The following is a 19,892-nucleotide window of genomic DNA, read 5'->3' as shown; positions in this document are numbered from 1 at the left end:
ACATCCCCTATTCGTTTGTGCGGAGACCGTAGAACTCCTCGTTGGGCCCGCGGTCCAAGAGGAGCCCGGCCGCCTCCTCGAGTCTGACTCCCTCGTACAGGATAGCGTGTACGGCATGGGTCACGGGGGTCTCTATGCCCATCTCGCACGCAAGCTCCCAGACGCTCACCGCCGCGCGGGCACCCTCGACCACCATGCGGGTGCGGCCCTCGTACGACTCGAGCGTCTCGCCCGCGGCGAACGCCTCGCCGAAGCTGCGGTTGCGCGAGTGGCGCGAGGTGCAGGTGGCGACGAGGTCGCCCATGCCGGCGAGCCCCATGCAGGTGAGGGTGTCGCCGCCCAGGGCGCTCACGATGCGCCCCACCTCGGCGAGGCCGCGGGTCATGAGGACGGCGAGCGCGTTGTCGCCCATGCCCAGGCCGGCGCAGACCCCGCAGGCGATGGCGATGACGTTCTTGACGGCGGCGCAGACCTCGACGCCCCGCACGTCCCGGGAGCGGTAGGCCCTGAAGCTGGTCGAGTGGAGGAGCCGCTGGAAGTCGCGGGCGAGGGCCTCGTCCTCCGCCGCGACGACGCCGGCGGACACCATCCCGCGCGAGATCTCCTCGGCGTGGTTGGGGCCCGAGAGCGCGGCGATGCGGCGGGGATGCCCCAGCTCCTGGGCCACGACCTCGGTCATGAGCAGGTGGCTGCCCGGCTCGATGCCCTTGGTGAGCACCAGGAGCCCGGCGGGGTCGGGGACCGCGGCCGCGCAGGACGCGAGGGTGGCCCTCAGGAAGGAGGAGGGCACCGCCACGAGGGCCTGGCCCGCCCCGGCGAGCGCCTCTGCGGCGTTCGTGGTGGCACGGACGTTCGCGGGCAGCTCGTAGGAGCTGAGGTGGCGCGGGTTGCGGTGGAGCTCGCTGATGGAGCGGGCAACCTCATCGGAGCGGGCGAGCATGCAGACCTCGTCCGCATGCCCCGCAACGAGGCCGGCCGCCGCCGTGCCCCAGGACCCCGTGCCGATGACGGCGACCCTCCCGCTCATCGCGACCCCCCCTCCTCGTCGCGCTTGTCGGACGAGCCGCGATGCACGCTGAAGCGACGCTCCTCTCCCCTGGCGAGCTTCCTCAGGTTGGTGCGGTGCGACCAGATGACGACGACCGCGGTGACGGCCAAGGGCAGCTCCACCCAGGGCCCGAAGCCCATGAGGGCCCCCACCACGGGAAGGGCGGCAGCGGCGGCGACGGAGCCAAGCGAGACGTAGCGCGAGGGTATGGCGAGGACGAAGAACACGGCGAGGATGGCAAGCGCCAGGGGCCAGTGGAGCCCCAGGGCCGCGCCGAAGCCGACCGATATGCCCTTGCCTCCCCTGAAGCCCAGGTAGGGGGAGAAGACGTGTCCCATGACGCAGCTGAGGTAGACCAGGGCGAGGGCCCAGCCGAAGGGGGTTTCCACGCCCGCGGCGGCCCAGTCTCCCCCAAACACGAAATCGGAGAGCGCGAGGTGCGAGAGGAGCATGCACGCCATGCCCTTGCCCGCGTCGCAGACGAGGGTGAGCGCCGCCGCAGCGGCACCCGCGGAGCGCGCGACGTTGGTCATGCCGATGTTGCCCGAGCCCACCGTGCGCACGTCCACGTGCTCGCGCGAGCCCTTGGCGATGAGCAGGCCGAAGGGTATGCCACAGACGAGGAAGGACGCGAGCATGCAGGCGGCGGTCGCCAGGGCGAGCGGGCTCATCTGCGCCCCTCCTCCCTCAGGCGGAACTTGAGCCTGACGGGGGTTCCCGTGAGGTCGAAGGCCTGGCGCAGGCGGTTCTCCATGAAGCGCTCGTAGTTGTCGTCCACGAGGTCCGGCGCGTTGCACCAGAAGGTGAGCACGGGAGGCCTCTGGCCGGTCTGCACGCCATAGTGGACCTTGAGGCGGCGGCCCTTGTCGGTGACGGTGTGCCCACCCTCGCGGATCTGGGTGAGGAGGGCGTTGAGCTGCGAGGTCTTGAGCTGGCAGGCATGATTCGCCGCCGCCTTGACCGCAGCCTCGAGGATCTTGTCGGTGGCGCGCCCGGTGAGGGCGCTCATGTTGACCGAGGGCGCCCAGGGGGCGAACGAGAGGCGCTGGGCGAGGGTGGCCGCCACGTCGTCGCGCTGCTTCTCGGTGGTGACGAGGTCCCACTTGTTGAGGGCCACCACGAGGGCGCAGCCGCGGTCCACCGCCATGCCCACGAGCTTCTGGTCCTGCTCGGTGACGCCCACCGAGGCGTCCACCACCAGGATGCAGACGTCGGCGCGGTCCATGGCCTCGAGGCCGCGGACCAGGCTGTAGTACTCGACGTCCTCGTGCACCAGGTTCTTCTTGCGCATGCCCGCGGTGTCGACGAGGCGGATGCGCGTGCCCTTCCACTCGATCATGCTGTCGATGGCATCGCGCGTGGTGCCCGCGACGTCCGAGACGATGGAGCGGTTCCTCTTGGTCAGACGGTTCGCGAGCGAGGACTTGCCCACGTTGGGACGGCCGATGATGGCCACGTTGAGGGCGTCGTCCGCCGGCCCCTCCTCGTCCTCCTCGTCCGGGAGCACGGCGACGACCTCGTCGAGGAGGTCTCCCGTGCCGTGACCGTGCCCGGCCGAGATGGGACGCGGCTCCCCCACGCCCAGGGAGTAGTAGTTCCAGGACTCGAGCTCGCGGGCGGGGTCGTCGATCTTGTTGACCACCAGGAAGACCGGCTTGCCCGACTTCCTGACCACGCGGGCGACCTCCTCGTCCTCGTCGGTCACGCCGACGGTGCCGTCCACCACGAAGATGATGGCGTCCGCCTCGTCGCAGGCGGCGAGCGCCTGCTCGCGGATGCGCGGGGCGAAGACGTCCTTGCTCTTGGCGGACTCGATGCCGCCGGTGTCGATGAGGACGAACTCGCGGCCGTTCCAGTCGGTCGTGTGGTACGAGCGGTCGCGGGTCACGCCGCGCGACTCGTGGACTATGGCGTCGCGGTTCACCGCCAGGCGGTTGACGAGGGTCGACTTCCCCACGTTGGGCCTGCCGACCACGGCGACTATGGGCTTGGACATGATGCTCCTTGCTGTTCCTGCTGCAGATTCCTGGGAAAAGTCTAGCATGCGCGCCCTGGGAGCCCCGGGCGGCGGGGTCCGCGCACAGCAAAGCCACGGCAGGGTCGTCCCTCCCCTGCCGGGAGGCGTCGAGGCACGTGGCCCTCGCCCGACGAGGCCCTAGAGCCCGAAGGTCCCGGCGAGGGCTGCGACCATAGTTCCGGGCGAGGACTGGCTCACCAGCGGGAGCCCCCCGCGGGAGCGGATCTCGTCCAGGATGTGTGCCTGGCTGTCCCCGTCCAGGGTGACCTTGTCGAAGTTGAACATGACCTCGGGCAGCACGACCACCGTAAACGAGAGGTCCTGGGGCAGCTGCGCGAGCAGGTCGCAGGACACGATGAGCCCGGTCACGTTGACGTCCCCGCCGTAGTAGTCGTTGCGAATCGCGACGCAGCCGGCACGACCCGCCGACCACCGCTCGAAGAAGCTCGAGATGGTGGGCTCCGCAGCCTCGCCGCAGACGACGAGCGCGCGCATGCCCCGCTCCTCGAGGCGCGACCTCAGGCCACTGAGGAGCCCGCCCTGCGTGCGGCAGAGCTCGTCCGCCTCGTCCAGGAAGCTCCTCAGCATGCCGATGCCGTCATAGAACTGCGGGTAGCCGTCGTAGGTCTCGGCCGGCGGGACGGGCAGCTCGGCGTCCACGTAGAACTCGTCCGAGAGCTGGAAGCGGGTGCGCCCCAGCTCCCGCCTGGCCCGCTCCTGGTAGGGCTCGATGAGCCTCACCACGGCCCGCGACGCCTCGACGTCCTCCGAGAAGGACTCCGAGAACTGCTTGGAGTACTTGGTGTAGCCCATGGGGACGAGCGCCATGGAGCTGATGTTGGGCCTCTCCTCCACCCAGTCGAGGGTCCGCCTGAGCTCGTCGCCGTCGTTGATGCCGGCACAGAGCACGATCTGCCCGTGCACCTCGAGCCCCGCCTCGCAGAGCCGCTCCAGCACCTCGACGCCCCTCATGGCGCGCGGGCCGATGAGCGACCTCCTGACCTCGGGCGATATGGCATGGATCGAGACGTTCATGGGCTCGAGGCGGCACCGGACGATTCGCTCCAGGTCGTCGTCCCCCACGTTGGTGAGCGTCACGAAGTTGCCCTGGAGGAACGACAGCCGGTAGTCGTCGTCCCTGAGCGAGAGGGACGCGCGCGCGTCCTCGGGGAGCATCCTCATGAAGCAGAACTGGCAGGCGTTGACGCAGGTGCGGATGCCGTCGAAGAGCACGTCGGTGAACTCGACGCCCCAGTCCTGCCCGGGCTCGCGCTCGAGCTCGCAGGAGTAGGACTGGCCGTCATCGGGGTCGAAGACCTCGAGCTCGCAGTAGGCGTCGGCCCCCTCCCAGCGCCAATCGATGAGGTCGCGCAGGGGGTGCCCGTTGATGGCGTCCACGCGCATGCCCGGCTCGAGGCCTGCCTCCCAGGCGGGGCTCCCGTCCTCGACGGCCTGGATCCAAGCCCCGTCCGCCTGCGGTCGGGTGGAGGCGTAGTCCGCACGCTTGAGCCTGCCCTCTCCCGCCTCCATCAGCCCTCCCCCACGAGCTCGCCGATACGCTCGACGACCTCGTCGATCTGGGACTGGGGCGTGGAGGCGCCGGCGGTCACGCCGATGAGCTCGGCCCCGTCGAACCAGGGCGCCTCGAGCTCGGACGCGCCCTCGATGTGGTGCGTGCGCGGGCAGGAGGCCTCGCAAATCTGGGCGAGCCTGCGGGTGTTGGCGGACATGCGGCCGCCCACGACCACCATGGCGTCCGCCTGGGCGGCGAGCTTCGCCGCGGATGCCTGGCGCAGGGTCGTGGCCTCGCAGATGGTGTCGACGACACGCAGCTCGTCCACCCTGCCTATGAGGGCCCCCACGAGCGCGCGCAGGCGGGAGCGCGACTGGGTGGTCTGCACCACGAGTCCCACGCGCCGCGCGAGCCTGACGCCCTCGAGGTCCTCGGGCCCGCCCACGATGAGCGCCTGGGGGGCGTGCCCCAAGGTCCCCTCGACCTCGGGATGCCCCTCCTCGCCCAGGATGAGGACCTGGTAGCCCTCTCTTGCGAGCCTCTCCGCGGCGTTGTGCGCCCGGATGACGAAGGGACAGGTGGCGTCCAGGACCTCGTCGTGGGAGGCGCGGGCGGCGTCCTCCTCCTCGGGGGTGACGCCGTGCGTGCGCAGCACCAGCGTGCCGCCGGGCGCGTCCGCCGCGGAGGCGACGACGCCGACGCCGCGGCTCTCGAGCTCGCCCACCACGCTGGGGTTGTGGATGAGGGGGCCCAGGGTGTGGATGGGACCCCTGGCGTCGCGGGTCGCGTCCCTCACCATCTGGAGCGCGCGGTTCACGCCGTAGCAGGCGCCCGCCTCGTCGGCGACCAGGATCTTTGGCATCTCTTCTCCCCTACAGCTTGCCCGGGTGCTCCCGACGGAGCTCGTCGCGCATGGCATAGACGCGATCCATCGCCAGGGACTCCATCGCCTTCGCCTGGGCCTTGCGGCCCCTCACGCCCAGGTCGCCGAACTCGAGGCAGTCTCCGACCTTGCACCAGACCCTGCCCGGCCTCTTCCAGTGCGTGCCCTCGGGCGTGATGTTGAGGGCGCCAACAATGGAGAGGGGCTGCACGGGCGCCTTGGCGAGCTGGGCCACCAGGGCGAAGCCCGCGTGGAGCTCGACGGGCTGGTCCTGCGACCTGACGCGCGTCCCCTCCGGGAAGATGAGGATGCACTCACCCCTCCTGAGCGAGCGGACGCAGCGGCGCACGAAGCTCATGTCGGCCGTGCCCCTCTCCACGGGGATGCCGCCGATGCGCGAGAAGAGCCAGGTCACGAACCTGTTGCCGTCGAACTCGCTCTTGTAGACGGGACGCACGCGCTGGCCGTGGGCCCAGAGCGAGACCACGACGGGGATCGGGTCGAGCATGGAGACGTGGTTCATGACTATGACGCGCCCGCGCCTCTCGTCCCAGAGCTTGCGGCCGTCCACCATCCTCCAGGGCCAGACGAGCTTGGTGAGGGCCCCGACCAGGCAGACCGCGAGGGCGAGAAGCGCTCGCGCCGGAAGCGGGAAGTCCGCCATGCGGTGGTCGTAGTAGTCGTCGAAGGAGTTTCCCGCGAAGGCGCGCATCCTGCCCTCGCCCGGCTCGACGGCGGGCCTGCGCGCGGCGGCGTCGGGCTCGGGATTCGGGACGGGCGTGCCGGCGGGCATGGAGTCGGCGGCGGGCACGCCGACCGTCCCCGCCTCGCCTCCGGAGACCGCCTGGGACGCCGCCGGGACGCCGTCGCCGGAGTCCCTCTCACCCGAGGCGACCCGGTCCATGAGGGCCGAGATCAGCGCGACCTCCTCCTCCACGCTCAGGCTCGACGAGTCGATGTGCACGGCGTCCTCGGCGGGCCTCAGGGGGGACTCCTCGCGGGAGGAGTCGAGGCGGTCGCGACGGACGATGTCCTCCAGAATCTTGCGCTCCTCCTCGCCGTCCGCCTGCGCCGAGGCGTCGGTGGTGCTGTTGCCGCCGGCGCGCTGGACCGCCCTGCGGTGGGCGCGGGCCGCGGGGTCGGCGGTGAGGAAGACCTTCACGTCGGCCTGGGGAAACACCACGGTGCCGATGTCGCGGCCCTCGGCCACGACGTTGCCGGAGCGCCCCAGCTCCCGCTGGCGCGCCACCATGGCGGCCCGCACGGCGGGGACGGCCGCCACCGCTGACACGTTGTGGTCCACCTCGGCGGAGCGGATCTGGGCGCTGACGTCCTCGCCGGACTCGAAGACCGTCTGGGAGCCGTCCTCGGCCGTGCCGAAGCCGATGCCGCAGGCCTCGGCGACCCTCGCCACGGCCTCGCGGTCCGCCAGGTCGACCCCCCTCTGCAGGCAGCGCAGCGTGGCGCAGCGGTACATGGCGCCGGTGTCGAGATAGGTGAGGCCCCGCTCGCGCGCGAGCGCCCTCGCTATGGTTGACTTTCCGGAGCCGGCAGGCCCGTCGATTGCAACGATCACTTCACACTACCTTCCGCGATGTTCTCGGTCGTGTCCCTGCCCAGGAGGGAGGGATCCTCCGCCCTGCGCCGCACCTCCTCGGGTGCGAGCCCGATGGCGACGAGGGTGTAGCTCGTGCCGTCGCAGGCGAGGACCTGCGAGCTCACGTTGGGCAGGCGCAGCCTCCAGAAGCTCGTGAGCGGAATCTGGAGTGCCGAGGCCAGGACCGCCCTGGTGAGCCCCCCGTGGGTGACGCAGGCCGTGCGGCCCCCGAGAGGCCTCAGCGCCTCGAGCAGGCCGTGGGCGCGCGCGAAGAGCTCCTCGAAGCACTCTGCCCCCTCGGGCGCCCGCGAGCGTCCGTCGGGACCCAGGGCCCAGGGGAAATCGTACCCCATGGCCCTGAGCTCACCCACCGTGAGGCCCTGCGCGGGACCGAACTCGATCTCGGCCAGCTCCTGCCTGACCTCGAGCGGCACGCCGAGCCTCCAGGCCGCCTCGCGCGCGATGGCGAGGCAGCGCGAGAGGGGCGACGACCAGACGCGGTCGGGCTCCCAGGCCACCAGCGCCTCGACGGCGCGCGCCATCTGGCGCTCCCCCTCCGGGCTCAGGTCCACGTCGCTCCTGCCCGAGAGCGTGCCGGCGAGGTTCGCCGTGGTCTCGGGGTGTCGCATCAGGAGGATGCGCTGCCTATCCCCTGGCATGCGAGGGCACCTCCCCCGTGGCCAGGGCCTCGACCGCCGCGCGCTCGCGGGCGTCGAGGGGCCTCCACTGGCCGGGCATGAGGCCCGTGAGGGCGAGGGGCCCGAACTCGTCGCGGTGCAGGCGCAGCACCTCGTGCCCCACGGCCTTGAGCATGCGCTTGACCTGGTGCTTGCGACCCTCGTGGATCCTGAGCGAGACGACGCTCGTCCCATAGGGAACGCCCTCGGGCGCCACGGGCAGGGTGTGCGGGTCGCCTGCGCGCAGCAGCCGCGCCTCCGCGGGCGCCGCGGCGCCACCCCGCAGCTCGACGCCCTCGCGCAGGGCCCGGAGGGCGTCTTTGTCCGGGACGCCTCGGACCAAGGCAACGTAGTGCTTCCAGACGTGGCGGGAGGGGTGGAGCATGCCGTTCGCCACGTCGCCGTTGGTGGTGAAGAGCAGGAGGCCCGTGGTGTCACCGTCGAGCCGGCCCACCGGGAAGAGACCGGGATGGCGGTCCGTGGGCACGAGACTCGCCACGCAGGGACGGCCCTGAGGGTCCCTCATGGTGGTGAGGTAGCCCGCGGGCTTGTAGAGCATAACGTAGGCGTGCCCGTCGGCCAGGCGCACGAGGCGGCCGTCCACGCGCACCTCGTCCGCGTCGACGTCGACCTTGCTGCCCAGCTCGCTCACCACCTGGCCGTTCACGCTCACGCGCCCGGCGCACATGAGGTCCTCGGAGCCGCGCCGACTCGCGACGCCCGCACGGGCGAGGAAGCGCTGCAGGCGCATGGTGTGCGGCGCGCCCTCGGGAAAGGCCCGCTTGGCGCGCGCGTCCCCCTCGCCCCTATTCGACATCACAGGACGCCTCCCCGACCACTGTGCCCGCGGCTTCCGCCTCGCCGCTCGGGACGACCGTCGCGGCGGCCACGCCGCCGGCCTGGGCGAGGGGGGCCTCTCCCCCGTCCGCGAGGGCAACGAGGACCTCCGGGGCGTCCCCGTCGTAGCCGTCACCCAGGAGCTCCCGCTCCTGCTCCATGTCCTCCGAGGTCTCCTCCAGGGTGGACGAGATGGCCCGGCCGCTCAGGCGCTCACGGATGAACTGGCGCGACTCCTCGTCGGGCGCGAAGTCCTCGAGCGGCGGCAGGTCGCGCAGGGACCTGAGGCCGAACTGCTCCAGGAAGCGGCGGGTCGTGCCGTAGAGGAGGGCGCCGGAGCGACCCGACTCGTGCCCCACCTCGCGGACGAGGCCCTTCTCCTTGAGGGAGCCGATGACGCCGTCCGAGTTGACGCCGCGCACGGCCTTCACGCCCTCGCGCGTGACGGGCTGGTGGTACGCGATCACGGCGAGGGTCTCGAGGGCCGCCTGCGAGAGACGACGCATGTCCCACGAGAGCACGTAGCCCTCCACCTGCTCGTGGTAGGCGGGGTGGGTGAAGAGCCTCCAGCCGCCCGCGACCTCGCGCAGCTGGAAGCCGCGGTTGGCGTCGGAGTACTCCGCCGCGAGCTCAGCGAGGGCGGACGCCGCCTCGCCCGGGGCGACCCCCAGCGCCTTCGCGAGGTCGGTCGCCGGGACGGCGTCGGTCGAGACCAGGAGCAGCGCCTCGAGCTGGCCCCTGAGGGAGCCGGTGGAAAGTCGTTCGAGCTCGCTCATTGGAGTTCCTCCTCAATGCTGGTCAGTTCGGACTCGTCCAGCTCGAAGGCCGGTGCGCCCTCCACGCGTGCCACGTCGATCTCCCCGAAGGTCCGCGACTGGCTGAGCGTCACGGCGCCGCGCTTGCTGAGCTCGAGGATGGCCAGGAAGGTCGCGACGACCGCCTCGGGCCTCCAGTCACCGTCCACGAGCTCGGAGAAGGTCACGAGCGGACGGGCGCGGGTGAGGCGGTCGACCGACGCCACGGTGAGGGCGATGGGCAGGCGCTTGGGGGCGACGTGCTCCGCCTCGAGCAGGAAGCCCTCGCGCCTGCTGTCGAGGTCGGCGCAGATCACGGCGAGCGAGCGCAGGGTGATGCCCTTGAGGTAGTCGGGCATGAGGCCCATGAACTCCGGGTCGGGGCCGGCCGTGCGCGCGAGCATGAGGCCCTCCGCCTCCATGCGGCTCCCCAGGGCCATGCCGGCGTTCCTGAACTGCTTGTAGGCGATGAGTCGGGCGATGAGGACCTCGCGCACCTCCTCGGGCGAGAGGTCCGCGAACTCGTCGTCGTCCGCATCGTCGTCCCGCCGCGACGGCACGGAGTGGTCGGGCACCAGAGACGCGGCCTTCATGTCGAGGAGGGTCGACGCCACGAGAACGAAGTCGCTCGCCACGTCCAGGTCCAGCTCCCCCATGGAGCGGACCTCCTCGAGGTACTGGTCGGCCACCTCGGCGATGGATATGGAGCCGATGGCCACCTTCTGCCTGCTCACGAGCTGGAGGAGCAGGTCGAAGGGCCCCGAGTAGGCCTGGGTCCTCACGCGGTACGACATGCTAGGCCCCCAGGAGGTGGCCGGCCAGGCGGATGGCGGTGGCCCTGAGGTAGGAGCTCAGGGGGTCGAAGCCCAGCAGGCCCGGCAGGACGTAGAGGACGACGAGCAGGATGGGCATGGAGTAGGCCTGCACCTGCTGGTATATGCGGCGTCCCTCTCCCCTGAGGAAGGGCGAGAGGAGCTTGGAGCCGTCGAGGGGCGGCAGGGGGATGAGGTTGAAGAAGGCAAGGGAGCAGTTGACGTAGCACCAGGACGAGGTGACGCGCAACAGCCAGTACGCCAGGCCGTACCCTCCGTCCCAGAAGCCCGCAAAGGCCTGGAAGGCGAGGCCGGCCACGACCGCCTGGAGGAGGTTGCAGACCGGGCCCGCGAGGGCGACCAGCGCCTCGTCACGGGCGGGATGGCGCAGGCGGCGCGGGTCGAAGGGCACGGGACGGGCGTAGCCAAAGACCGGCCCCTGGGCGAGCGCCATGAGGACGGGCAGGAGGACCGACCCGAAGGGGTCGAGGTGCGCCGCGGGGTTGAGGGTGAGCCGTCCCTGCTCCTTCGCCGTGGGGTCGCCCAGCATGAGTGCGGCCCAGGCGTGAGCGAGCTCGTGCAGGACGAGCGAGAGGACGGCCACGCCGACGCTGACGAGCGTCCCGACGACGCTCATGAGGCTGAGGTCCACGTCCGCCCCCTAGCGCCGGGATGCCCGGGACAGGAGCCAGTCGAGCACGAAGAGCGCGAGGGCCGCGATGGCGAAGTCGAGCCTCAGGACCCCGCCGAGCGGCGTCTCGAAGAGCAGGGCGCCCGAGAGGGCACGGGGCAGGAGCTGCGAGACGCGTGCCGTGAGCTCGAGGAGCTGGACGCGGTGCGATCCCACGACCACGGCGTCCGCGACCACGAGGGCCGAGAGGCCAAGCGCCGCGAGCCTGCAGGCGAGGGCGAGGAGCCACAGGGCGAGACGGGCGAGGAGCCCTCCCAGCGAGGACAGGAAGCCCCCATGGCGGCGGGCGGGCTCGGGCGAGAAGGCCTCGCGGCGAGGGCTCGGCACCGCGGCACGAGGCGCTGGCACGTAGGGCCTCTGCGCCGGGGCCGGCTGTGCGCGCGGCACCTGGGCCACGGGCCTCAGCAACGTGCGCTCGGGACTCTCGCCTGCCTGACGCGCGGAACGGTCAAGGCGCCTGGTCGCAGGCTCCGCCGCTTGCCAGGGGCGCGGCTCGTCGGCCGCCACGTAGGCGTCGGAAGGCACGTGGGCGCCCGCCTGTGAAAACTCCTGCCGGGGAGAGGCTGCCGTGCGCCCCTCCCAGCCACCACCCGGGACGTCGCTAGGCATTGAGGGCCTCCTCTATCTTCTCCGTGAGCTCGAGCCACTCCTCCTCGAGCGAGGGGATCTTCTTCGAGAGCGCGTTGTACTCCGCCATGCACGTGTCGAAGCGGTCTGCGTCGGCATAGAGCTCCTCCGAGGCCATGAGCTCCATCAGCTCCGCATAGCGCTTGCGCGCGGGCTCGAGGGCGGACTCGACCTGCCTCAGGCGGCGCCTCTCACCCTTGAGGGCGCGGTTCGCGGCGTTGCGCGCCTCCGCCTCCGCGCGGCGCTGCTCCTTGGTCTTCACGTTACGGCCCTGGGTCACGGGCTCCTCCTGGCTCGCCGTCGCACGGGCGGGCTGTGGCGCCTGCTGTCCGGACGCCTCGGCCTCCCGGGCCTCGAGCTCGGCGCGCTTGAAGAGGTAGTAGTCGTAGTCCCCGTCATAGAGGGTCACCTTGTGGTCGCGCACCTCGATGACCTTGTTCGCCACGGCGCGCACGAGGTGCTCGTCGTGGCTGATGAGCATGATGGTGCCCGGGAAGTCGACGAGCGCCTGCTCGAGCACGTCCACCGAGTCGATGTCCAGGTGGTTGGTGGGCTCGTCCAGGCAGAGCAGGGGGTCCGGCGAGACGAGCATCCTGGCCAGCGCGAGGCGCGCCCGCTCCCCGCCCGAGAGCACGCCGACGCGCTTGTCCACGTCGTCGCCATGGAAGAGGAAGGCGCCCAGGAGCCGGCGCTCCTCCGAGCTCGTCCAGCCGGGGGCAGCCTCGTCCATCTCCTGCATGACGGTCAGGCCCTCGTGCAGGGTCTCGAGCTGGTGCTGGGCGTAGTAGGTCTGGGTCACGTTCTGCCCCAGCTCGACCGTGCCACGACTGGGCTCCTCGTGGCCGTTGACGATCTTCATGAGCGTGGACTTGCCCGCACCGTTGGGGCCCACGAGGACCGCATGGTCGCCGCGGTAGAGCTTGAGGTCGATGCCCTCGTAGACGTGGTTCTCCCCGTAGCTCTTCGCCACGCCCTCGAGGCTGATCACCATGTCGCCCGTGCGCGGGGGCTCCGGGAAGCGGAAGCGGACCTTCTTCGACGACTCGGGCAGCACCACGAGCTCGGACTGGATCTGCTCGATGCGCCGGATGCGCTCCTGGACCTGCTTGGCCTTGGTGGGCTTGTAGCGGAACTTGTCCACGAAGACCTGCATGTGGTTGATGTCGCGCTCCTGGGCGGCGCGCTTGGCGCGGAGCTGCTCCAGGTTGTCCTCGCGCTGGCGCAGGTAGCCGGAGTAGTTGCCCACGTAGGTGACCAGGCGCTTGTTCTCGAGCGCGGCGACGTGGCTCACGCAGGAGTCCATGAAGGCACGGTCGTGGCTCACCAGGAGCACGGCGCCGTCATAGGAGCTCAGGAAGGACTCAAGCCACTTGACGCTCTCGAGGTCGAGGTGGTTGGTGGGCTCGTCCAGGAGCAGGAGGTCGGGATGGCGGAGGAGGAGCTTTGAGAGGGCGATGCGCATCTGCCAGCCGCCCGAGAAGTCGCGCGAAGGCTTGTCGAAGTCCTCGATGGGAAACCCCAGGCCGCCCAGGATCTGCCGGGCGCGCGCCTCGAGCTCGTAGCCGCCCAGCCGCTCGAAGCGGTCCTGCGCCGCGCCGTAGCGCTCGAGGAGGCCGTCCTGCTCGGGCCCGGTGGGCATGGACGAGATCTGGTGCTCCATCTGGGATATGCGGCGCTCGAGCTCCTTGAGCTCGTGGGCGGAGTCGACGACCTCGGCGAGGGCGCTCTTCTCGCCCGCCAGATGGGTCTCCTGCTCCAAGTAGCCGATGCTGCAGTCGCGCGCGAAGCTCACCGTGCCCTCGTCGGCGGACTCCTGGCCCATGATTATCTTGAGCAGCGTGGTCTTCCCGGCGCCGTTGGGACCCACCAGGCCCCAACGCTCGCCGGCATTGAGCTGCAGCGTAGCGGCCGAGTACAGGACCCGGCCGCCGAATGACTTCGAGATCTTGTCAGCGAGTGCGATCAAGCGCGTTCCTCCGGATGCCCGCCTATACGTGACCTCCCAGTATACGAGATGGCCTGACAGGGGCGACGTCTCCTGCCGACGCGCACATCGCAGGAACAGAATGGCTCGCCGACGACTGCAGGCCAGGCGCGCCCACTACATCCGACGCGCGCCCGGGTTCGCCCACTGCGTCCAATGCGCGCCCGGGTTCGTCCGCAGCGTCCGACGCGCTCGGAGGCTCGTCTCGACAACGCCCGATACGCGCGTAATCTTCTTGATAGCGTCCGACGCGTCTTTGGCGCAGTCGGCAACTGGGCAAACGCGAACGCTTCAGACGCGTTCGACGTATTCGTGGATTTTACGCACGCGTTCGACGTGCTCGTTCGACTCATGCGCAGCCCCGCACGCACAGCGCAGCTCGACGGCGAACAACACGTATGTCAGGCGCGGTGACGCCGCGAGTGCCGCGCCTACGAGCAGAGGTGGATGGCGAAGCCCGCGATCTGCCGCTCGAAGTAGATCAGCTGGGTGCTGCCATCAGGCCTGAGCACGCGCGACGCCTGGTTAAGCCTGAACCCGCGCGCCTCGAACCAGCGCTCCGCCGCAGGCAGGTCGTCGACATGGAAGCCGATGTGGCCCTTCTCCCCGCGCGGGGCCTGGGGGCGCATTATCTCGACCAGGCTGCCCGAGAAGAGCGAGATGGGGGCCTGGACGTTGCGCGGCAGCCCCATGAGGGTCTGGAAGAGGCCCGCGATCTGCTCCGCCTCCTCGTCCGTAGCCGCGTTCACGCCCACGTGGGCGATGCTGAGCCCGAAGAGTGCCACCGGATCGTCCTGCACGCTCGTGTCCTGCACGCTCGTGTCCTGCACGCTCGTGTCCTTCACCTCGTCTGCCATGACAAGCTCCCCTTCCTCGTCGTAGGAGGACCCTCTCCCCTCTTCCCCCTTTTCGCTCGAGTGTACAAGCTGAAGGTTTCAACTTGCGCACTCGTGAGACGGTTTCTCTCTCCTTCCTGCGCAGACATCGTGGTGCGGCTGTCGAGTGCGCAATTGAGTGCTTTAAGTTTGCGCACTCGCGAGGGGGAGGTGGGACGAGGGTGGTGAATCAAGGGGCGCGCGGCTCCGGCGGTCGGCGCATCCACAGGAAAGCGAACAAATTACACAGGTACCTGTCTTATGTGGAGGAGCGGTGTAGATGCGCCTCCCAACGAGGTCGAGCGTCGCAATCCAACTCCGCACTGCTATCGTCGTAGACAGTTACACAGGTACCTGACATTCGAAAGACGCACGGAAGGACCGTGCGGGACGCCAGGCGCCGACGGAGGGATTCGCATGACCGAAGAGAACGACACCCAGACCCAGGCAGACCAGACCGAGGAGGTCGCGGGCGAGAAGGCCGAGGCCACGAGCCCCAAGGCCCACGAGGAGATCTCGCTCGCCCACAAGGCCGGACGCATGGGCAACCTGCTCTATCGCTACACCAAGCTCCAGACCGAGGCCCACGGCGGCTTCGGCGACCCGCTGCGCGGCCAGGGACGCGTGCTCGCGCTGCTCAAGGCCAAGCCCGAGACCAGCCAGAAGGAGCTCTCGTTCCTGCTCGACATGCGCCAGCAGTCGCTCTCGGAGCTGCTCGCCAAGCTGGAGGAGAAGGGCTTCGTCACCCGTGCCAAGTCCGAGGAGGACGGGCGCGTCACCATGGTGCGCCTGACTGAGGAGGGCGCGTCCGCCGCCCCCGCCGAGGACGACATGGACCCCGACGAGGACGTCTTCTCCTGCCTCTCCGCCGAGGAGCGCGCCCAGTTCGAAGCCCACGTTGACACCGTGATCGCCTCCTTGGAGGAGAAGCTCCGTGCATTGGGCTTCGACCCCAACGCCAGGCGCGAGCGCCACGACGACCGCCGCGGCGGCTTTGGGCGCGGGCGAGACGAGCGCGGAGGGCACGGCGGCTATGGTCGTGGCGGCTTCGAGCGCGGAGGGCGCGACGAGCGTCGGGGCGGCTACGGCCACGGCCGCGACGAGCGCGGGGGGCGTGGGGGCTTCGACCGCGAGCGCCACGACGACCGCCGCGGCGGCTTTGGACGCGGGCGAGACGAACGCGGCAGCAGGGACGAGCGCCCCAGCCGCGGGCCCAAGGGCTTCGGCCCCCAGAACACGAGCCGAGGCTACGGCTATCAGAGCTCCGACCGCAAGGGCGGCTACGGCCACGGCCGCGACGAGCGCGGAGGGCGCGGGGGCTTCGACCGCGGGGGCCGGGACGACCGCCGCGGCGGCTACGGCAAGGGACGCGACCGCGACTAGGTCCCCAGCCCGCAAGTCAAACGTCCCTGACGCCCTGGTGTCCGGACAGGCAAGACGAGACCCCTCCAAGGCAACCAAGCCATGGAGGGGCCTCCTGTTGTTCGCGCGCCATCGGGCATGGCGCGCATGACCCAGACGCAGCAACCTCTCCCCTGTCGCGCGTCTCCTCTAGGCGTGGGACCCGTGCTGGGATCTGTAGAAGTCAACGAATTCCTGTGGCGAGAGGAACAGCTCCTCGTAGCCCAGGGCATGGCAGAGCTGCGCCGTGGTGGGCTGCTCCAGCCGCGCGCGCTCGAGGACGTCCCGCTGCGAGAACACGGAGCGTGGGTCCGCGTCGAGGAGGACCTCGCCGTGCGCCATGGCGATGACGCGCTCGAAGGTCTGCGCCGCGAAGTCCATGTCGTGGAGGATCGATATGACGACCTTCCCCTGGCACGACAGGTCTCGCACGATCCGGGCGAGACGCTCCTTGCCGTCATGGTCCTGCGCAATGGTCGGCTCGTCGAAGATGACCACGTCGGTGTCCATGGCGAGGATGGCCGCGATGGACACCATCTTGCGATCCGAGAGCCCCAAGTCGTAGGGGTTCACAGCCTCGTGGCCAGAGAGCCCGACCAGCTCGAGAGCGGCGAGCGCTGAGGCCCGCGCCTCGCCCTCGCCCATGCCGATCTGGAGCGGCCCGAACATGACCTCGTCCAGCACGTTGTTCTTGAAGATCTGGTCGTTAGGATTCTGGAAGACAAGGCCGACGTGGCGCGCGAGCTCCGGGACGGAGGATCCGGCGATGTCGCGGCCGTCAAGCAGTATGCTCCCCGAGCTAGGCCTGAGCAGGCCCTTCAGGAGCTTCACGAAGGTCGTCTTCCCGGCGCCGTTCTGACCCACCAGGGCGCAGGAGCGCCCGTCGAGCGAGAAGTCGAGGCCCTTCAGGACCTCGGGACCCTTGGCATAGGAGAAGTGCAGGTCCCTGACGTCGATCTTGCTCATCGGACCTCACCGCCCCTTCCGCCTGCACCAAGCAGGCTGCGCGTCTCCTCGAGCGTGACCGGGTAGAGCCCGTCTGCGGAACGCACGCCGAGCTGCCGGCAGATCTGGGTGTAGGTCGGCGCGACGACGCCGTGCTCCGCGAGGTCGTCGCGCGAGAAGATAGCGCGGGGCGTGTCCATCGCCACGAGTCTGCCCTCGTCCAAGAGCATCACTCGGTCGCTGTACGCCGCAATCTTCTCAATCTTGTGCTCGACCATGACGATGGTCTTGCCCTGGGCGCGCAGGACGTCCACCGCGCGGAACACGTCCTCAGATCCCTGGGGGTCGAGCTGCGAGGTGGGCTCGTCCATCACGATGACCTCGGGTTCCATGACGATGATCCCCGCAAGGGCCATGCGCTGCATCTGGCCACCCGAGAGGTCGAAGGGAGCACGGTCCTTGTACTGGGCGATGTCCAGCAGCTCCATGGCCGCGTCGATGCGGCGGCGCATCTCCTTGGGAGGAACCCCGAAGTTCTCGAGCCCGAAGGCGATCTCCTCGTACACGGTGAGCTTCGATCCCGTCACCTGGTTGAAGGGGTTCTGGAACACGAGGCCCACCTTGCGGCAGAGCTCGTCCACGCTCGACTCCCGCACGTTCTGGCCGTCGATGGTCACGGAGCCTCCGTAGGCGCCGTGGTAGAAGTTGGGGACCAGCCCGAGCAACGCTTGCGTGAACGTCGACTTTCCCGCGCCGTTTCTGCCGATGACGCCCACGAACTCGCCGCGCTCTATCTGGCAGCTCACATCGTCCAGCGCGAGTCTCTTCGCGTCAGGGTAGCGATACTTCAGGTTTCGCACCTCTATCTGGGCCACGAGACCACCCCCGCGATTCTCAGGACGAAGAATGCGACGCCGAGCGTGAGGAGGGCCAGGAGGGCGATCCGCACCGGACGGTCGGCAGAGCTTGGTACGAACTCGTCCAGGAAGGTCTTGCGCTCGTGCGAGTTGAAGCCGCGCACCTCGAGGGCGATGGACCGCTCGCGCGTGTCGGTGAACGAGCTCATGATCACGGGAGAGATGAGGGGGAGAAACGCCCTCACCCTCGTCCCCAGGCTTCCCTCGGTTTGCATGCCCCGGCTGCGCTGGGCGTCCGTGATGGTCGACGTGTGCTCCGTCATCTGCGGGATTATCTGGAAGAGCGAGACGAAGACGTAGCCCAGGCGTGGCGAGATGCCCCGTCTCACCATGGACTGCATCATGTCGGAGGGTTTCGTGGCGAGCACGAAAACGCAGAAGGCGAAGATAATGTTGAAGACGTTGAGGACGATTCCCAGGGAGTAGTCGAATCCCTCCCGGCGTGCCACCAGGGGCCCGATGCGGAAGAGCTCGGTGTAGGCGCCGCCGCGGAAGAAGGTCTGGACGATCACGACAGTGAGGAGGACGAAGCCCGACACCGCGATGATGGGCCTTGACTTCGTCAGGATCTTGGAGCCCGCCAGGAGCGCAATGCTCAGGAGCATGATCGCCAGCTGTGGCACCGTCCCGCCCACGAGGGCAGGAAATGCGATGGCGACGACCACGTAGAGAAGCTTCGTCTCGGGCGAGAGTCCATTGAGGAAGGAGTGCTTCTCCTCGAACAGGCTGATGCTTTTCATGGTCACGGTTTCGATAGGGGTCCCGGCTGGGAACCAAGGGAACGGGGGCTCCCCGGGGGTTCCCGGGGAACGGGAGGCGTTAGTCCAGGGACTCGTCCTTCGCCTGGTAGAGCGAGATGAGGCTCTTGGGCAGCACCTTGTAGATGCCGGCGGTGATGAAGAGCACCACGATCTTGTCGGGCAGGTCAACGATGATCTCGTCGACGGCGGAGGCGAGGAAGCCCTGCGAGCCCATGGCTGCGAATGCCGCGTCGCCCCAGACGTTGCCCGTGGAGCCTCCCCAGAAGGCCATGTTGAGCGGCGTCGAGATGCAGACCGCTACGAGGCCGGCGACGAGGCCGGCGACGAGGATGCCGGGCGCCTTGCGCATGTGACCGTACCAGGCCATGAGGCCCACGGCGATGCCGATACCCGCCTGGGTGAGCCCGTACACTGTAGAGATCGGGTCCATGGTGAGGCCATAGATCACGTTGGTCAGGAAGCCCGAGAGCGCCCCCACCACGGGCCCGGCCATGCAGGCCGAAAGGCAGGTGCCGATCGAGTCGAGCCACAGCGGCAGCTTGAGCATGCTCGCGAAGAGCTTTCCGACGTAATTGATGCCGATGGCCGCGGGGATGAGCACGAGCGACGCGGTGTTCAGCTTGAGCGACCAGGGACTTCCCTCTCTCTTGCTTGACATGGAACTTGCTCCTTTCGTATGCCAGATTCTGTCGGACGGGGCGAGGCGCCCCTCCGAATGAGCCGATTGCCCGATGCGGCCGCTACTCCCCCGCCTTGCGGTAGTGCTCGAGGCGCACGACCGTCTCGAGCGCGAGCGTAATCTCGTTCCTCTCGCCTTGGGCCGCCTTGTCCTCCGCGCCGGTGTAGGCGTTGATCTCGCTCGCGAGGTCGCCCTCGTAGAGCGAGACGACGTTCAGGATGGAGCCGCACCGAACCCTGCGCAGGCGTCCGATGGTGAAGAGCGCCGAGGTCTCCATGTCGGCTCCGAGCACGCCACGGTCGTGCCAGTAGCGGTCTATGTCCTCCTCGCGGTCGGTGTAGAAGCTGTCGTGGCTCCTCCCCAGCCCGACGTGGAACGGGAGGCCGAGTTCGCGGGCCGTCTGGACCTCAGCCATGAGTACATCGGTGTCGGGGACGGCAGGGTAGTTCTCGCCCACGTACGCCCTCGAGGCGCCGTCGTCGCGCACCACGCCGCTCAGCACGACGAGGTCGCCCATGCCCACCTCGGGCTGGAGGGCGCCGCAGGATCCGATGCGGATCATGCATTCGACGCCGACGTTGTGGAGCTCCTCGACGGCTATCCCCGTGGAGGCGCCGCCCATACCAGTCGAGACGCACATGACGCGTACGCCCCGATAGCTGCCCACGATGCTCTTCATCTCCCGGTTGAACGCAATGTCCTGCACGTCGTCGAGGAACTCGCGCATGCGGTCAACGCGCGCCCAGTCTCCGGGCAGGATCGCGTAGCGGGCCGCGTCCTTCCTCATGCACCTCACGTGCGGCTGCGGCTGCCCCTGTGGGCACTGCCCCTCTC

20 protein-coding genes are annotated in these 19,892 nt (G+C 69.4%); 1 reads left to right on the top strand and 19 read right to left on the bottom strand.

Annotation, left to right across the window (positions count from 1 at the left end):
- Nucleotides 1-7 precede the first annotated feature (7 nt).
- From Q5923_RS00210 to Q5923_RS00145, 14 genes are all read right to left on the bottom strand, one after another.
- Nucleotides 8-1,027 (bottom strand): NAD(P)H-dependent glycerol-3-phosphate dehydrogenase, encoded by a 1,020-nt coding sequence (locus Q5923_RS00210; protein ID WP_303131332.1) that lies wholly within the window; start codon nucleotides 1,025-1,027, stop codon nucleotides 8-10.
- A complete protein-coding gene (locus Q5923_RS00205) occupies nucleotides 1,024-1,719 on the bottom strand; it encodes a glycerol-3-phosphate acyltransferase (RefSeq protein ID WP_303131330.1) in 696 nt (231 codons plus the stop codon). The genes Q5923_RS00210 and Q5923_RS00205 overlap by 4 nt, the downstream gene beginning before the upstream one ends.
- Nucleotides 1,716-3,044, bottom strand: a complete 1,329-nt coding sequence (gene der / locus Q5923_RS00200) for a ribosome biogenesis GTPase Der (RefSeq protein ID WP_062530311.1) — start codon at nucleotides 3,042-3,044, stop codon at nucleotides 1,716-1,718. The genes Q5923_RS00205 and der overlap by 4 nt, the downstream gene beginning before the upstream one ends.
- A gap of 159 nt (nucleotides 3,045-3,203) precedes the next feature.
- Nucleotides 3,204-4,595, bottom strand: coding sequence for a DUF512 domain-containing protein (locus Q5923_RS00195; RefSeq protein WP_009279351.1), 1,392 nt, complete (start codon nucleotides 4,593-4,595; stop codon nucleotides 3,204-3,206).
- The gene (gene ispH, locus Q5923_RS00190; protein WP_062530307.1) at nucleotides 4,595-5,440 is read right to left on the bottom strand and encodes a 4-hydroxy-3-methylbut-2-enyl diphosphate reductase; all 846 of its coding nucleotides are present in this window, start codon (nucleotides 5,438-5,440) and stop codon (nucleotides 4,595-4,597) included. The genes Q5923_RS00195 and ispH overlap by 1 nt, the downstream gene beginning before the upstream one ends.
- 10 nt (nucleotides 5,441-5,450) lie before the next feature.
- Nucleotides 5,451-7,037: a (d)CMP kinase gene (cmk, locus tag Q5923_RS00185; RefSeq protein WP_303131326.1), complete on the bottom strand. Its 1,587-nt coding sequence runs from the start codon at nucleotides 7,035-7,037 to the stop codon at nucleotides 5,451-5,453.
- Nucleotides 7,034-7,717 (bottom strand): histidine phosphatase family protein, encoded by a 684-nt coding sequence (locus tag Q5923_RS00180; protein WP_303131325.1) that lies wholly within the window; start codon nucleotides 7,715-7,717, stop codon nucleotides 7,034-7,036. Before Q5923_RS00180 ends, cmk begins: the two co-directional genes overlap by 4 nt.
- Nucleotides 7,704-8,486 carry a pseudouridine synthase gene (locus tag Q5923_RS00175; protein ID WP_303131753.1) on the bottom strand — a complete coding sequence of 261 codons (783 nt, stop codon included), beginning with the start codon at nucleotides 8,484-8,486 and terminating at the stop codon, nucleotides 7,704-7,706. Before Q5923_RS00175 ends, Q5923_RS00180 begins: the two co-directional genes overlap by 14 nt.
- Before the next feature lie 55 nt (nucleotides 8,487-8,541).
- Complete coding sequence (gene scpB / locus Q5923_RS00170) at nucleotides 8,542-9,348, bottom strand: SMC-Scp complex subunit ScpB (protein ID WP_009279357.1); 807 nt, start codon at nucleotides 9,346-9,348, stop codon at nucleotides 8,542-8,544.
- A complete protein-coding gene (locus tag Q5923_RS00165) occupies nucleotides 9,345-10,160 on the bottom strand; it encodes a ScpA family protein (protein ID WP_062530297.1) in 816 nt (271 codons plus the stop codon). Before Q5923_RS00165 ends, scpB begins: the two co-directional genes overlap by 4 nt.
- A gap of 1 nt (nucleotide 10,161) precedes the next feature.
- Nucleotides 10,162-10,830 carry a site-2 protease family protein gene (locus Q5923_RS00160; RefSeq protein ID WP_303131322.1) on the bottom strand — a complete coding sequence of 223 codons (669 nt, stop codon included), beginning with the start codon at nucleotides 10,828-10,830 and terminating at the stop codon, nucleotides 10,162-10,164.
- A gap of 9 nt (nucleotides 10,831-10,839) precedes the next feature.
- Nucleotides 10,840-11,478, bottom strand: a complete 639-nt coding sequence (locus tag Q5923_RS00155) for a hypothetical protein (RefSeq protein WP_303131320.1) — start codon at nucleotides 11,476-11,478, stop codon at nucleotides 10,840-10,842.
- Nucleotides 11,471-13,462, bottom strand: coding sequence for a ribosomal protection-like ABC-F family protein (gene abc-f / locus Q5923_RS00150; protein ID WP_303131318.1), 1,992 nt, complete (start codon nucleotides 13,460-13,462; stop codon nucleotides 11,471-11,473). The genes Q5923_RS00155 and abc-f overlap by 8 nt, the downstream gene beginning before the upstream one ends.
- 449 nt (nucleotides 13,463-13,911) lie before the next feature.
- Nucleotides 13,912-14,337 (bottom strand): VOC family protein, encoded by a 426-nt coding sequence (locus Q5923_RS00145; protein WP_303131316.1) that lies wholly within the window; start codon nucleotides 14,335-14,337, stop codon nucleotides 13,912-13,914.
- Between the two features lie 435 nt (nucleotides 14,338-14,772).
- On the opposite strand from Q5923_RS00145, the gene Q5923_RS00140 reads away from it, so the two are divergent.
- Nucleotides 14,773-15,738 (top strand): MarR family winged helix-turn-helix transcriptional regulator, encoded by a 966-nt coding sequence (locus Q5923_RS00140; RefSeq protein ID WP_303131314.1) that lies wholly within the window; start codon nucleotides 14,773-14,775, stop codon nucleotides 15,736-15,738.
- 168 nt (nucleotides 15,739-15,906) lie between these two features.
- On the opposite strand, the gene Q5923_RS00135 is transcribed toward Q5923_RS00140, so the two are convergent.
- The 5 genes from Q5923_RS00135 to Q5923_RS00115 form a co-directional block, all read right to left on the bottom strand.
- Nucleotides 15,907-16,722, bottom strand: coding sequence for an energy-coupling factor ABC transporter ATP-binding protein (locus Q5923_RS00135; RefSeq protein ID WP_009279365.1), 816 nt, complete (start codon nucleotides 16,720-16,722; stop codon nucleotides 15,907-15,909).
- Nucleotides 16,719-17,576: an energy-coupling factor ABC transporter ATP-binding protein gene (locus tag Q5923_RS00130; RefSeq protein ID WP_009279366.1), complete on the bottom strand. Its 858-nt coding sequence runs from the start codon at nucleotides 17,574-17,576 to the stop codon at nucleotides 16,719-16,721. The genes Q5923_RS00135 and Q5923_RS00130 overlap by 4 nt, the downstream gene beginning before the upstream one ends.
- On the bottom strand, nucleotides 17,564-18,358 hold the full coding sequence (locus Q5923_RS00125) for an energy-coupling factor transporter transmembrane protein EcfT (protein WP_009279367.1): 795 nt from the start codon (nucleotides 18,356-18,358) through the stop codon (nucleotides 17,564-17,566). Before Q5923_RS00125 ends, Q5923_RS00130 begins: the two co-directional genes overlap by 13 nt.
- Nucleotides 18,359-18,437: 79 nt before the next feature.
- Nucleotides 18,438-19,037: an ECF transporter S component gene (locus Q5923_RS00120; RefSeq protein ID WP_009279368.1), complete on the bottom strand. Its 600-nt coding sequence runs from the start codon at nucleotides 19,035-19,037 to the stop codon at nucleotides 18,438-18,440.
- A gap of 82 nt (nucleotides 19,038-19,119) precedes the next feature.
- Nucleotides 19,120-19,845, bottom strand: coding sequence for a nucleoside phosphorylase (locus tag Q5923_RS00115; protein ID WP_303131310.1), 726 nt, complete (start codon nucleotides 19,843-19,845; stop codon nucleotides 19,120-19,122).
- Nucleotides 19,846-19,892 lie beyond the last annotated feature (47 nt).

The organism is uncultured Olsenella sp. (genome assembly GCF_959602185.1).
GTDB lineage: Bacteria > Actinomycetota > Coriobacteriia > Coriobacteriales > Atopobiaceae > Olsenella_I > Olsenella_I phocaeensis.
The sequence above is the reverse complement of the archived record's forward strand: the minus strand, read 5'-3'. Positions and strand labels throughout refer to the sequence as shown.